Source organism: Rhodoferax sp. (assembly GCF_037143375.1).
Lineage (GTDB): Bacteria > Pseudomonadota > Gammaproteobacteria > Burkholderiales > Burkholderiaceae_C > Rhodoferax.
The window spans coordinates 1-14,171 of record NZ_JBAWYV010000086.1; the positions used below are offsets into that span (position 1 = coordinate 1).

Below are 14,171 nucleotides of genomic sequence, written 5' to 3' on the forward strand. Positions count from 1 at the left end.
TTGGCCAACGAGGTCTACAGCATCGAGCGACTGCGTGGCCTCCATGACAAGGCGCGTGAAAACCTTCGCCATTTGCGACTCCCCAATTTGCATCTGCTGTTTGGTGATGGCATGGTGGGTTACGAAAAAGGTGGCCCCTATGCCGCCATCATTGCGGCTTGCGGTGGAGAAGCGGTGCCTCAGGCTTGGTTGGACCAACTGGCTATGGGTGGGCGTCTCGTGGCACCGGTTTCAACGGGTTCCGCTGCAGGTGGACAGCAAGCGCTGATCGTGATTGATCGGACACCTCAGGGTTTACGCCAATCAATCCTCGAAGCGGTGCACTTTGTCCCTTTAAAATCGGGCGTCGCATGAAGGGATTACGTATGTTTGGTTTGAATGGTCGTTTGGGTTCTATTTTGGCGATGGTCGCCGTGGGTCTGGTACTGGGTGGCTGTAGTTCCCGCTCGCTCAATCACGCCCCGGTGGAAGACCGTGGCACCGCTGGCGCCAAATCGGCATCGGCAGTCATGGACCCCAACACGCAACCTGTCAAGCAACCGCAAGGGTTTGAGAACGCTGGCAAACCCGGTTACTACACCATCAAACCCGGCGAAACCCTGATTCGCATTGGTCTGGACCATGGCCAGTCTTACAAGGACATTGCCCGCTGGAGCGGTGTGGAGAATGCCAACCACATTGAAGTCGGTCAGGTGTTGCGCGTCATACCGCCGGTCGCTGCGGCGGCTGTGGTGGCGCCAGGTGCGGTCTCCAAACCGGTCACTTCGTCAGTCGTTACGCCAGTGACTAGTTCGCCCGCGCAAGCCGCCAGCGCGGCCGTCAAACCGGCCTCGGCTGCCCCATTGCCAGCCAGTTCAACACCGGTCGCTGTGACTTCAGCCGCTGTTGCGTCTACGTCTGAAGATGAAATTGCCTGGATCTGGCCGACCAACGGCGCGGTGCTCGCCGGTTTTGATGAAGTTAAAAACAAGGGGCTTGATATTGGGGGCGTGGCAGGCGAACCCGTTCTGGCCGCAGCCGATGGCCGTGTGGTCTACGTCGGGGCTGGTTTGCGCGGCTATGGCAACCTGATCATTCTGAAGCACAACAACATCTACCTCACCGCTTACGCCCATAACCAGACCTTGTTGATCAAGGAAGATCAGTCGGTGCGCAAGGGTCAAAAAATTGCCGAGATGGGCAGCAGCGATGCCGATCGTGTCAAGCTCCACTTCGAGGTGCGCCGCCAGGGTAAACCGGTCGATCCGGCCAAATATTTGCCCGCCAGGTAATTCTTCAAGCACTGTCTTAAATTAACGCCAGTGCGCGTTAATTTAAGGTAAATCTGCCTCTAGCCCACGTGTAGCAAGCGTAAGCAGCTATTAAATTCATAGCGTATACCGCATTTCTCCCATGACTGACGACCTTAAAAAAACCGACCTCTATCCGCCCGACTGGCTCACGGTTGAATCCCTCGACCTGGAAGCCCAGGGCGTGGCGCACCGGGCCGATGGCAAGGTGGTGTTTATCAAGGGGGCGTTGCCGTTTGAAGTGGTGACCGCCAATATTCACCGCAAGAAAAACAACTGGGAACAAGGCATTGTGAGCGCGATTCAACGCGAATCCTCTCAGCGCGTTAAACCCGGTTGCCCACATTTTGGCCTGCACGAAGGCGCTTGTGGCGGCTGCAAGATGCAGCATTTGCATGCTGGTGCGCAAGTCGCCGTCAAGCAGCGGGTGCTGGAAGACAACCTGTGGCACTTGGGCAAGGTCAAAGCCGACAACATCCTGCGTCCGATTGAAGGCCCAACCTGGGGCTACCGCTACCGGGCCCGTATCTCGGTGCGCCATGTGCGCAAAAAAGCGGCTGTTCTGGTCGGGTTTCACGAGCGCAAGAGCGGCTATGTGGCAGACATGAAAGAGTGCCACGTCTTGCCAAAGCATGTGAGCGACTTGCTATTGCCTTTGCGCGCGCTCATCACGCAGATGGCGGCAATTGAAGACATTCCCCAGATTGAGCTCGCCTGTGGCGACTCGGTGATTGCGCTGGTGTTGCGCCACATGGTGCCCTTGACGGCCGGTGACCTGGCCTTGCTGCGTGACTTTGCCAAAACCCATGTCGGTGTGCAGTGGTGGTTGCAGTCCAAAGGGCCGGAAACGGTGGAACTGCTCGACGAAGGCGGTGAAGAACTCAGCTACGACCTGCCGGAATTCGGCATCCATATGCCGTTCAAGCCGACTGATTTCACGCAGGTCAACCCGCACATCAACCGGGTCTTGGTATCACGTTCGCTGCGATTACTGGACGCGCAAAAGGACGAGCGGGTGATCGACTGGTTCTGTGGCTTGGGCAACTTCACGCTGCCGATTGCCACTCAGGCGCGCGAAGTGCTGGGCGTGGAAGGCAGCGAGGCGCTGGTCGCCCGTTCACGTGAGAATTTTAAGGTAAATCAGGCTCTAGCCCCCGTTAATCATGCGCTGGCAGCTACTAGTTTTGTAGCAAGAAACCTGTTCGAGATGACGCCCGATGTGCTGCTCAAGGATGGTGTTGCCGATCGTTGGCTGATTGACCCACCACGAGAAGGCGCGGTGGCCCTGGTCCAAGCGCTGGCCGACCTGCACCAGCAAAAACTTGACCCTGTGGCGCATCCTGTCACCCCCGGTGCCGAGGCGTGGACGCCACCGAAGCGGATTGTCTATGTGAGTTGCAACCCGTCAACGCTGGCGCGCGATGCCGATATTTTGGTGCACCAGGCGGGCTACCGTTGCTCGCTGGCGGGTGTGGTGAATATGTTTCCGCATACGGCGCATGTGGAAAGCATGGCGGTGTTTGACTTGGAGGACTGACCAGAAACCGCTGCGGCGCTGACAGAAATCAGTGCGCTGCGGCTTTGGCGGCCGCTTTAGGGGCTGGTTTTTCTTTGGCGCCCGCCTTGGGTTTGGGTTCTTCAATCACCACTTCTTCGACCGGTTCTGCCTTGACCACCGAGGCACGAATGCCCTCAATCTTGTTGTCGCGCATGTACTGGTCCATGTCTTTCCAGCCCGTGAACATGTCCGCTTTCGAGGCTTTTTCATTCAGGCTGTAGCAGTCTTCAATGCTGCGCAAGCCGAACCGGCAAGCGCCACCAACGGCTTTGGCATCGGCCTCACGCTGGGCAATTCTGGGGTCCGGCCCCATGCCGGGAATATCGCAAGCTGCCAGCAGCAGGGCGAGAGCAGGGATGAGCAGGCGGTGGTTCATAGGTGGGCGCAATGGGGTAACAACTTTATCGGCAAATGCTTGAGTTCATTTTGAACGTGGTCAAGGTGTGTAAAGCCAAGAAAAAAGACCCCTTTGGGGCCTTTTTTCAGAAGTTTGCGGACAAGATTTATTCGCGTTCGCCGCCCATGATGCCCAGCAGGGCCAGCAAGCTTTGAAACACGTTGATGATGTCCAGGTACAAGGCCAGTGTGGCGCTGATGTAATTGGTTTCGCCGCCGTCCACAATCTGCTTCAGGTCATACAGCATGTAGGCGCTGAACACGCCAATGGCGAGGACTGAAATAGCCATCATGCCGGCTGTCGAGCCCACAAAGACGTTGATGATGCCGCCGACCATGATGGCCAAGGCGCCTACAAAAAGCCATTTACCCATGCCGGAGAGGTCACGTTTGATCACCGAGGATAAACTCGCCATCACAAAGAACACACCCGCTGTGCCACCAAAGGCGGTCATGATCAGGTCAGGGCCATTCTTAAAGCCCAACACCATGGCAATCATGCGCGACAGCATCAAGCCCATGAAGAATGTAAAACCGAGCAGTACCGGTACGCCAGCGGCAGAGTTCTTGGTTTTCTCGATGGCGTACATGAAACCAAAGGCGCCGCCCAAAAACACAATCATGCCCAAACCACCGCCCATGGAGCGTGTGATGCCGGTAGCCACGCCCAACCAGGCACCCAGCACTGTTGGGATCAGGCTCAAGGCCAGCAGCCAATAGGTATTGCGCAGCACTTTGTTGCGCTGCTCGGTCGAGGCGACGTAGCCGTAGCCTTGGTTGATAGATTGCAGGTTGTCGTTCATAGTCATTCTTCCTTTTCAGTTGAGGGCAGTACCTCAGGGTCTGCGGATGAGCAGATGCGGTGGATTCTAGGGGGATTCAAGAGACTCCCCCAAAATCATTCGAGGGAGGTGCCTACTTTTTGTAAGGATACTTTCACCTTGAATGCGGCAAAAGAAGGGGTGAGCAGCCGTTATGCTCATTTCTTTTTACAAACAGGGCTTGTGCCATGAAAAACAAATTTACTTTAGAGCTGTCGGATGTTAAGGCTATTGCGGCAGCGGCTGAGGCCGAAGCTCAGAGTAACAACTGGGCTGTCACCATTGCCATTGTTGACGATGGTGGTCATCTCTTGTGGTTGCAGCGTCTGGATGGTGCCGCCGCAATTTCTTCTCACATCGCCCCCGCCAAAGCCCATACGGCGGCCCTGAGCCGCCGCGAAACCAAAGTGTACGAAGACATCATCAACGGCGGCCGCACCTCATTTTTGAGCGCACCCGACATCAAGGGCTTGCTTGAAGGTGGCGTTCCCATCATGAAGGACGGCCAGTGTCTGGGTGCCGTGGGTGTCAGCGGCGTCAAGTCGATTGAAGATGCCCAGATTGCCAAAGCCGGCATTGCCGCGCTGGGTCTTTGAACTGATTGGATTCAGTGCTTGCTGGTATGCCACTTGATGGGTTGAGGCGCACCAGCTTGGCTTGAGCATCCGCCGCAGTTTGAACCACAGGCGCCAGAGGCCTTGTTTTGCTGTAACTTCGACCTGAAGAAGGCGGGCAGCGGCATTCGCAGCAAAAAAAGCTTCAGGGCTTGCTTGATCACGTTGGGCGACAGCGTGAGCAGGCAGTAAATTGTGCAGCCTATCACCAAGGTCGTGATGGTGAAAAATTGAAAAACTTCAAATAAGAAGAGCGTGTTCATGGGCTTCAATTCAAGGCAAGGGCGCTGACCAGACGGTAGGTGATGAACGATGCCAAGTACGCCAGGGCAAACAGATAGGTCGCCATCAAGACCGGATAGCGCCAGGAATTGGTTTCACGTCGCACCACCGCCAGCGTTGAAATGCATTGCGGCGCAAAAACATACCAGGCCAGCAGCGAGTAAGCCGTCGCCAGTGACCAGCCTTGGGCAATGAGAGGGCTAAGGGCTTGGGCGGTTTCTTCGCCCGTGGCTGACAGTGAGTAAACCGTGGCTAGCGCACCCACCGCGACTTCACGGGCGGCCATACCGGGCACCAAGGCGAGAGAAATTTGCCAGTTGAACCCAATCGGTGCGAACACATATTCCAGCGCGTGGCCCAGCATGCCCGCAAAGCTGTATTGAATGGCGGCCCCGGTGGCGCCTGCAGGTGCTCCCGGAAAAGTGGCCAGGAACCACAACAACACCATGACCGCAAAAATGATGGTGCCGACGCGTTGCAGAAAAATGGCAGCGCGTTGCCACAGTCCCAACAGCAGGTTGCGCAGATTGGGCATGCGGTAGGGCGGCAGTTCCAGCATCAAGGGTTGATAAGCACTTTTCATCCAGGTGCGCTTAAATACCCAAGCCACCGCCATGGCCGACAGAATGCCCGCTGCATACAAACCAAACAAGGTCAGTCCCTGCAGATTAAAGATGCCAACGCTGCGTTGCGGCACGAAAGCGCCGATCAATAAGGCATACAGCGGCAACCGGGCTGAACATGTCATGAGCGGTGCGACCATGATGGTGGCCAGACGGTCGCGCCAGTTCGGGATAGTGCGGGCCGCCATGATGCCCGGAATGGCGCACGCAAAGCTGGACAAAAGGGGAATAAAGGCACGGCCTGACAAGCCCACTTTGCCCATCACGTTGTCCAGTAAGAAGGCGGCGCGTGGCAGGTAGCCTGAATCTTCAAGCAGCAGGATGAAGAAAAATAAAATCAGAATTTGCGGCAAAAACACGACGACCCCGCCCAAGCCCGCGACAACCCCATCGACCAATAAACTTCGCAGCAATCCTTCTGGCATGTGGGCCCGGATGGCGTCACTGACCACGGCCATCACTTCCTTGATGGCATCCATCGGAACATTGGCCCATGAAAATACGGCTTGAAAAATCATCATCAACAAGGCGGCCAACAGCACCAGACCCCAAACGGGGTGCATCACCACGGCATCAATGTGGTGGTTGAAGCGTTTGATGCGTGGCGACTTGGGTACCGCCACCGACAGGATGCGGTTAACCTGCTTCTGCAAAAGTACCGGGTCCAGCAACATCGGGTGATCCAACTGGGCCTCCTTGGACTTCTGCTGGGTCAGTGCGCGTTGCGCGGCTTGCAGAAGCGACTCACGCCCATTCTCCACAGCGTGGCCGGTCCAGCGGGCCAGCCAATTTCCAAAGAAACTGTTGTCCACCGCGACGGTCTCAACGACCGGCAAGCCCAGTTCTGCGGAGAGTTTTTGCACGTCAATTTGTAGTCCGTGCGCGCGTGCCACGTCCATCATGTTCAAGGCCAACACCATCGGCTTGCCAAGTTCGCGCAGTTGCAGTACCAGGCGCAGGTTCATCCGCAAGTTGGTCGCGTCCACCACCGCCACGATGGCGTCAGGCGGCACCTCACCGGTACGCAGGCCCATCAGCACATCGTGCGTTACCGATTCGTCGGCCGTTGTGGGGTTGAGACTGTAGGTGCCAGGTAAATCAACGATCGTGAGGCTGCGTCCATCAGGCAACAGGGCGCTACCTTGTTTACGCTCTACGGTGACGCCAGCATAGTTGGCTACTTTTTGGCTCGCCCCGGTCAATAAATTAAACAAGGCGGTTTTGCCGCAATTGGGATTGCCCACCAACGCAATGGAGGTGAGTCCGGTTGGCAGGGGCGTGTTCATGGCATTCATGCGGGTTCTGCCACAGTGTGTGGGTCGACCTCTATGCAAGAAGCTTCCAGGCTGCGCAGGGCGAACACAGTTTCTCCAATTTGGACCGCAATCGGTTCACGACCGCCGGGGCCGCGTCGCAACACGGTGACCGACTCGCCGGGCAAAAATCCCAACTCGGCTAACCGACGCACGACGCCCAAATCGCTTTTACTGTCCGCTGGCTCAATCAAGCGGAGAACGACCGCCGGGCGGTTAACCGCCATCCGATCGACTGAGTGGCGAGAGTGACAAGTTGGGGCAGATGACGAGGTCATGAATGAGGGCTTTTGAACGTACACACGCTGCTGAATTCAGGTTTCAAAGTCAAGACAGCGAATAGTTTTGAGTATACGTAAATATCCAGCAAATGACAATCATTCTCATTAAGATCAATTTAATGTTCTCGTTCAACCTCAATAATCGAGTCGTTCTGGCCTGATTTCCTGCAGGATGGTGGTCGCGATTTCCTCAATTGACTTGGTGGTGGTGGACAACCAGCGTATGCCGGAGCGTTTCATCATGGACTCGGCTTCATTGACCTCCATGCGGCAGTTTTCAATAGAGGCGTACTTGGAGTTGGGTCGGCGCTCATTGCGAATTTCGCTCAGTCGCTCTGGCTGAATCGTGAGGCCAAAGAGTTTGCTTTTATGGTGTTTGAGTTCAGGGGGGAGGTGCTGGCGCTCAAAATCTTCAGGAATTAGCGGGTAATTGGATGCCTTGAGTCCGTATTGCATCGCCAGGTAAAGCGAGGTGGGTGTTTTGCCACTTCGGCTGACGCCCACAAGAATGACATCGGATTGTTCAAGGTCCCGGTGCATTTGTCCGTCATCATGGGCCAGCGAGAAGTTGATGGCTTCAATGCGCGACTGGTATTCCTTGCTTTTGCTGGCATCACTGAAACGTCCAATGCGGTGGTTGGACTTGAGTTTGAGTTCGGTCTCAATCGGATGAACGAAGGTGCCAAACATGTCGAGTAGCAGGCCTCGACAACCCGAGGTAATAACTTCGAGTACTTCCATGTTCACTAGCGTGGTGAAAACAATGGGTTTGGTGCCGTCAACAATGCCGGCGTGATTGATCTGGCGAACCGCTTGGTGGGCTTTGTCCACTGAGTCGACAAAGGGCAGTCGAACATGGCGCGATTTGATCTCAAACTGGGCCAGGATGGCGTTGCCAAAAGTTTCCGCTGTAATACCAGTGCCGTCGGAAATAAAAAAAACTGTTCTGTTGGACATGATTCGTTCTGGAGTAAAAAGCTTCAGTATTCTGCAAGAAGGCGAGACTTTGTTAGCCGGTAGGCCACCTACAATATTGTGCATCCAACCCAAAATTTTTCTTGCGCCGGACGGATTGAAAAAGCAACAACAAAGATCTGTCTGATCGCAATGGCATGGCCAGTACACCCGATGACTGGTTTGATGTTTAGTACCATTTTTAACTTCTGGAGCTTCGCATGTCTGCACTTTTTAATCCGACTGACCTGGTCGTACCGTTTGAAAAACTGAGGATGACCGATGTCGACTCAGTCGGTGGCAAAAACGCCAGCTTGGGTGAAATGATTTCGCATTTGCCGACGGGCGTCAAAGTGCCTACCGGTTTTGCGACCACGGCGCATGCCTTTCGTGATTTCTTGGCCTATGAAGACCTCGGTGGACGAATCAACGCCCGTTTGAGCGCACTGGATACCGAAGATGTGCGAGCCTTGGCGCAAGTGGGCGCCGAGATTCGTGCCATGGTCGAAGTTCAGCCATTTCCAGCTGATCTGGAACAGGCCATTCGTGAGGCTTTTGTAACGCTGAGTTCGGGTAACCCTCAAGCCTCGTTCGCGGTTCGGTCCTCCGCCACCGCAGAAGATTTGCCAGATGCTTCATTTGCCGGTCAGCAGGAAACCTTTTTGAATGTGGTGGGTATTGAAGCCATCCTGCACAAAATACGGGAGGTTTTTGCCTCACTTTACAACGACCGGGCCATCAGTTACCGCGTCCACAAAGGCTTTGCGCACGAGCATGTGGCCTTGAGTGCCGGCATTCAGCGCATGGTGCGCTCTGATCTGGGCGCCGCCGGTGTCATGTTCACCATTGATACCGAGTCCGGCTTTCAGGACGTGGTGTTCATCACCTCCAGTTATGGATTGGGTGAAACGGTGGTGCAGGGCGCCGTCAATCCGGATGAGTTTTATGTTCACAAACCAATGCTCAAAGCCGGCAAGCGCGCGATCATCCGCCGCAGTCTGGGCTCCAAACTGCTTCAGATGTTGTTTGCAACACCTGAAGAAAAAGCCGCAACCGGCCAGTTGGTCAAAACCACCGACGTGCCCGCTGAATTGCGCAACCGTTACTCGCTGACAGATGCGGATGTCGAAAAATTGGCCTCTTATGCGCTGGTGATTGAAGCGCATTACGGCCGGGCCATGGACATTGAATGGGGCAAGGACGGCCTCGACGGCGAGCTTTACATCTTGCAAGCCCGTCCTGAGACTGTGAAGAGTCAGGCTGCCGGTAAAGCCGAATATCGCTACAAACTCAAAGGAAAGAGCTCCGTAATCGTTGAAGGTCGGGCCATCGGACAGAAGATTGGCACCGGCCCGGTGCGCATCGTGCATAACATCAGCGAGATGGACAAGGTGCAGGCCGGTGATGTGTTGGTCACCGACATGACGGACCCCAATTGGGAGCCCGTGATGAAGCGCGCGGCCGCCATTGTGACCAACCGCGGCGGCCGAACCTGCCACGCTGCCATCATTGCGCGTGAGTTGGGCATTCCAGCGGTGGTGGGTTGCGGCAACGCAAGCGAATTGCTCAAAGACGGCATGCTGGTCACGGTCAGTTGCGCCGAGGGCGATACCGGCTTTGTCTACGATGGCTTGCTCGAAACCGAAGTGACCGAAGTGCAGCGCGGCGAAATGCCCGACATCGACGTGAAGATCATGATGAACGTCGGCAACCCTCAGTTGGCGTTTGATTTTTGCCAGTTGCCCAACCAGGGCGTGGGTCTGGCGCGGCTTGAGTTCATCATCAACAACAATATTGGCGTACACCCCAAGGCGATTCTGGACTATCCCAACATCGATGCCGACCTGAAAAAAGCGGTTGAATCGGTGGCCCGTGGCCATGCTTCTCCCCGTGCTTTTTATGTGGACCGTGTGGCAGAAGGTGTAGCCACGATTGGCGCCGCATTCTGGCCCAAACCTGTGATTGTTCGCTTGTCTGACTTTAAGAGCAACGAATACCGCAAATTGATTGGCGGTAGCCGTTACGAGCCTGAAGAAGAGAACCCTATGCTCGGTTTTCGGGGCGCTGCGCGTTACCTTAGTGCCGATTTTGGCGAAGCCTTCGCCATGGAGTGCGAAGCCCTCAAGCGCGTTCGACACGACATGGGTTTGAGCAATGTTCAGGTCATGGTGCCGTTTGTCCGCACGCTGGGACAAGCCAAAAAGGTCACCGAGTTGCTTGCTGCGCACGGACTCAAGCGCGGTGAAAACGGCTTGAAAATCATCATGATGTGCGAGATTCCGAGCAATGCCATTCTGGCGGCTGAGTTTTTGGAGTACTTCGATGGTTTCTCGATTGGCTCCAACGATTTGACGCAACTCACGCTGGGTCTGGACCGGGACTCTGGCCTTGAACTGCTCGCCGCTGACTTTGACGAGCGTGACCCAGCCGTCACCGCCCTCATTAGTATGGCCATCAGCGCTTGTAAGGCGCAGGGCAAATACATAGGCATTTGCGGCCAAGGCCCTAGCGATCACCCCGATTTTGCTGAATGGCTGAAGCAGCAAGGCATTACATCGATCTCACTTAACCCCGACTCTGTGATTGCGACCTGGAAACTTCTTGCCGGGCAATAGCAAGCACTTATGGTTTGTGACGTCAGGCGATGACATGATCTTGCGATGTTGATTTCAGCCAAGGCCGGTGAATTCCAACCCCTTGCGGGTGGTTTTCGCCTGCATGGTTGGCTTTTGCTGATTTGGTTTGTGGCATCGTTTGGCGTTGTGTTTTTCGCCCGCGATCTACAGATGATCGTTGGAAGTTGGCCGTTAGGGTATTGGTTTGCGGCCCAGGGCAGTGTTTTTGTATTCATTGCCATCGTGGCTTATTTCGCATGGGGGGCCAATAAACGTGACGGAGAAGTCATCCCGGTTGACTTGCCTTACAACGCCTACAAGCGCCGACTGCACCGCAAATTTGCCGTTTATGTGGTGTGTTTGCTGTTGTTCCTCGTGGCACTTGTTTTTGCCGAAAAATGGGGGCTGAAAAAAGCTTGGTTGGGCTCAATATTTTTGCTGGCCACCCTGAGTTTGTATGCGGTCATCGGGATTTTTGGCCGAACGTCCGATGCGGATCAATACTATGTAGCCGGACGCAGCATTCCTGCGGTCTACAACGGCATGGCGATTGCTGCTGACTGGATGAGCGCTGCGTCATTCATCAGTTTGGCGGGTGGCCTTTATCTTCAGGGATTTTCTGGTTCGGGTTCGCAACCCGGGGGCCTGGTCTATGTATTGGGCTGGACCGGCGGCTTTTGTCTGGTGGCCCTGCTGGTTGCTCCTTACCTGAGAAAGCTGGGTCTCTACACCGTCCCAGATTATTTTGGGGTGCGTTTTGGCGGATATTGGCCAAGGATGATCGCCGCTTTTTCTGCCATTCTTTGTTCTTTCACCTACGTTGTTGCGCAAATTTATGGTGTTGGACTCATTACTTCGCGACTGACGGGTGTTCAGTTTGAGATTGGCATTCTTCTTGGTTTGGGCGGTGTGCTGGTTTGTTCATTTTTGGGGGGGATGAGGGCGGTCACCTGGACGCAAGTGACGCAGTATGTGGTTTTGATTCTGGCTTTTCTGATCCCGGTCTCCTGGCTTGCCTACAAGCAGTTAGGTAATCCCATGGCCCCATTTGTCTATGGTCAGCAATTGCAAAAAATAGCTGAACTGGAACAGCAACTCCTTAAGTCTCCAACTGAGCAGCAAGTCATCAATGAATACAGTCGTCGCGCAGGTGACTATCTGATGAAGTTGCAAGATGTCGATGCCGCACTTGAGGTGGAACGAAAAATATTGAGGGAGAAAATTCGTTTTTTGAACGAACATCGTGCCGATGAAACCATCATCGTTGCAGCAAGGCGTGAACTGGCCGCAGTCCCAAAAGATGCTGACTCTGCGCGCGAGATTTGGACGCGCGCCATGCGGGAAAACCTTGAGCGGGCGAAACCATTGGGAGGCATGCCGCAACACACGCAACCATTTGCGGGTGATCCGCAGGGAACAGCGGATGAGCAACTTGCATTTGATCTTTCTCGTCGAAATTTTTTGGCGTTGATGTTTTGCCTGATGGTTGGCACGGTGGGCTTGCCGCACCTTCTAACCCGCTTTTACACCACTCGTACAGTGGCAGAAGCGCGAACCTCGGTGGCTTGGTCGCTCTTCTTTATAGCGCTGTTGTATTTGGCGGCGCCCGCCCTGGCAGTCTTGGTGAAATACGAAATAATGAGCCATCTGGTGGGGCAGAATTTCGATTCGTTGCCTGCATGGATCGCACAGTGGGCTAGAGTTGACTCAACTTTAATTTCAGTCAGTGACATCAACGGGGATCATATTCTCCAGTTTGCCGAGCTAAAACTGGGCCCGGATATCGTGATGCTGGCGACGCCTGAGATTGGTGGCATGCCCTATGTTGTTTCTGGATTGGTGGCTGCAGGTGGTTTGGCGGCAGCGCTGTCAACGGCTGATGGGTTGTTATTGACGATCGGGAACGCTTTGGCGCACGATTTTTTATTCAAGGGCGGGCGTGATCAAGTCGATTCGGTTCGCCGCGTGATGTTGTCCAAATTTGCGTTGCTCGTCGTGGCGCTTGCCGCCGCTTACGTGGCGGCGCAGCGCCCTGCAGATATCTTGTACCTTGTGTCGGCATCATTTTCACTGGCTGGCGCGGCTTTTGTTCCTGTCATGGTTTTGGGAATATTTTGGCCCAGAACCTCGAGAAAGGCCGCCGTTGCCGGAATGAGCGCAGGGCTTGGCTTGACGCTTTATTACATGGCTATCAATGCCACACCGGTCAGGTCGGCTTTAAATTTGATGGGTTCCGGTTTGTGGTTTGGCATTCAACCGGTTTCGGCTGGCATGTTTGGTGTAGTTGCAGGCGTGGTGGTCACAGTGGTGGTGAGTTTTATGCCCCGCTCGAAAGATGTGTCGGTCGGCTTATATCGGCGCGCCGGGAGTGATGGCATATAATCATGGGCTTCGCCTTGCCACACCTCAATTAGACGCTGAGGGTGGCGTTTTCTGTCCAAATTCGGGCCACCCACAAGGAGTATCAATGCGTCATTACGAAATCATTCTCATGATCCACCCGGATCAGAGCGAGCAAGTTCCTGCCATGCTGGAACGTTACAAGGGCATGATCACTGCCGGCGGCGGTAAAGTGCACCGTGTCGAAGATTGGGGTCGTCGCCAGTTGATCTATATGATCAACAAGCTTGCCAAAGCCCATTACCTCTGTGTCAACATCGAAGCTGATCAAGCTGTGATGGCTGAACTTGAGCATGCATTCAAGTTTAACGATGCTGTTTTGCGTCACTTGACCGTGCTGAAGAAAAAAGCCGATACCGGTCCATCTTCAATGATGAAAACTGTCGAGCGTGAAGATGCTCGCAAGACCCAGCAAGCTGAATACCAAGCGTAAAAGCACTTTGTACCTTTGAGGAGTGTGAACCACGTTGCCAACCACCTTGTGTTAACTGCCTGTATCGCCGAGATTGATGCTCTGCGCTACACCCCAGCGGGTTTGCCCGCGCTGAATTTAAGACTCGAACATGAGTCAGAGATTCTGGAAGCAGGCCAGGCAAGACAAGTGAAGGCAGCAATGAAAGCAGTGGCTTTTGGTGCAATGGCTGAGCGGCTTGTTAAACAAGCCATTGGCAGCACCTGGAGATTCAACGGTTTTCTGGCAACACCTCGCAATGGTAAAAATGTCGTGCTTCACGTTCAAGAGTTTCAGCAAGATTAACGAATTCGTAAAAATTTAAGGAGTCCATCATGGCCGGACCAAAACGTTTTAATAACAAAGACAAGCGCCCTAAGCGCCCAGCCCAGAATCTGCTGTTCAAGCGCAAGCGCTTTTGCCGCTTCACAGTGACTGGCGTCGAAGAGATTGACTACAAAGACATCGACACCCTTCGCGATTTCATCGCTGAAAACGGCAAGATTATTCCTGCTCGCCTGACTGGCACCCGTGCCATTTTCCAGCGCCAGCTCAACACCGCTATCAAGCGCGC

The 14,171-nt window shown here is 54.6% G+C and carries 14 protein-coding genes and 1 pseudogene; 9 read left to right on the forward strand and 6 right to left on the reverse strand.

The window, feature by feature from the left end:
- The 3 genes and pseudogenes from WCG50_RS12730 to rlmD form a co-directional block, all read left to right on the forward strand.
- Nucleotides 1-354, forward strand: a pseudogene (locus tag WCG50_RS12730) (protein-L-isoaspartate O-methyltransferase); the annotation flags it as partial.
- Entirely contained in the window at nt 351-1,271 is a 921-nt protein-coding gene (locus WCG50_RS12735) for a peptidoglycan DD-metalloendopeptidase family protein (protein WP_336899979.1), read from the forward strand. The pseudogene WCG50_RS12730 and the gene WCG50_RS12735, both read left to right, overlap by 4 nt.
- A gap of 121 nt (nt 1,272-1,392) precedes the next feature.
- Entirely contained in the window at nt 1,393-2,826 is a 1,434-nt protein-coding gene (gene rlmD, locus WCG50_RS12740; protein ID WP_336899980.1) for a 23S rRNA (uracil(1939)-C(5))-methyltransferase RlmD, read from the forward strand.
- A 28-nt stretch (nt 2,827-2,854) separates the two neighbouring features.
- Here the strand turns inward: rlmD and WCG50_RS12745 are convergent, their stop codons facing one another.
- Nucleotides 2,855-3,223 carry a hypothetical protein gene (locus WCG50_RS12745; protein WP_336899981.1) on the reverse strand — a complete coding sequence of 123 codons (369 nt, stop codon included), beginning with the start codon at nt 3,221-3,223 and terminating at the stop codon, nt 2,855-2,857.
- 127 nt (nt 3,224-3,350) lie between these two features.
- Nucleotides 3,351-4,046, reverse strand: coding sequence for a Bax inhibitor-1/YccA family protein (locus WCG50_RS12750; RefSeq protein WP_336899982.1), 696 nt, complete (start codon nt 4,044-4,046; stop codon nt 3,351-3,353).
- Between the two features lie 206 nt (nt 4,047-4,252).
- On the opposite strand from WCG50_RS12750, the gene WCG50_RS12755 reads away from it, so the two are divergent.
- Entirely contained in the window at nt 4,253-4,660 is a 408-nt protein-coding gene (locus WCG50_RS12755; protein ID WP_336899983.1) for a heme-binding protein, read from the forward strand.
- Between the two features lie 11 nt (nt 4,661-4,671).
- Here WCG50_RS12755 and WCG50_RS12760 read toward each other — a convergent pair whose 3' ends face one another.
- The 4 genes from WCG50_RS12760 to WCG50_RS12775 all read right to left on the reverse strand — a co-directional run bounded on the left by WCG50_RS12760 (nt 4,672) and on the right by WCG50_RS12775 (nt 8,134).
- Nucleotides 4,672-4,941, reverse strand: a complete 270-nt coding sequence (locus tag WCG50_RS12760) for a hypothetical protein (RefSeq protein WP_336899984.1) — start codon at nt 4,939-4,941, stop codon at nt 4,672-4,674.
- Nucleotides 4,942-4,946: 5 nt separating this feature from the next.
- Nucleotides 4,947-6,869, reverse strand: a complete 1,923-nt coding sequence (gene feoB / locus WCG50_RS12765) for a ferrous iron transport protein B (protein WP_336899985.1) — start codon at nt 6,867-6,869, stop codon at nt 4,947-4,949.
- A gap of 5 nt (nt 6,870-6,874) precedes the next feature.
- Nucleotides 6,875-7,174: a FeoA family protein gene (locus tag WCG50_RS12770; RefSeq protein WP_336899986.1), complete on the reverse strand. Its 300-nt coding sequence runs from the start codon at nt 7,172-7,174 to the stop codon at nt 6,875-6,877.
- A 138-nt stretch (nt 7,175-7,312) separates the two neighbouring features.
- Nucleotides 7,313-8,134: a pyruvate, water dikinase regulatory protein gene (locus WCG50_RS12775; RefSeq protein WP_336899987.1), complete on the reverse strand. Its 822-nt coding sequence runs from the start codon at nt 8,132-8,134 to the stop codon at nt 7,313-7,315.
- A 218-nt stretch (nt 8,135-8,352) separates the two neighbouring features.
- On the opposite strand from WCG50_RS12775, the gene ppsA reads away from it, so the two are divergent.
- From ppsA to rpsR, 5 genes are all read left to right on the forward strand, one after another.
- Nucleotides 8,353-10,746, forward strand: a complete 2,394-nt coding sequence (gene ppsA, locus WCG50_RS12780) for a phosphoenolpyruvate synthase (RefSeq protein WP_336899988.1) — start codon at nt 8,353-8,355, stop codon at nt 10,744-10,746.
- Between the two features lie 45 nt (nt 10,747-10,791).
- Nucleotides 10,792-13,128 (forward strand): VC_2705 family sodium/solute symporter, encoded by a 2,337-nt coding sequence (locus WCG50_RS12785; RefSeq protein WP_336899989.1) that lies wholly within the window; start codon nt 10,792-10,794, stop codon nt 13,126-13,128.
- 85 nt (nt 13,129-13,213) lie between these two features.
- On the forward strand, nt 13,214-13,579 hold the full coding sequence (gene rpsF, locus WCG50_RS12790; protein WP_296442847.1) for a 30S ribosomal protein S6: 366 nt from the start codon (nt 13,214-13,216) through the stop codon (nt 13,577-13,579).
- Between the two features lie 24 nt (nt 13,580-13,603).
- The gene (gene priB / locus WCG50_RS12795; protein WP_336899990.1) at nt 13,604-13,903 is read left to right on the forward strand and encodes a primosomal replication protein N; all 300 of its coding nucleotides are present in this window, start codon (nt 13,604-13,606) and stop codon (nt 13,901-13,903) included.
- A gap of 29 nt (nt 13,904-13,932) precedes the next feature.
- Nucleotides 13,933-14,171: 30S ribosomal protein S18 (gene rpsR, locus WCG50_RS12800; RefSeq protein ID WP_336899991.1), on the forward strand; the 239-nt coding region annotated here is incomplete at its 3' end.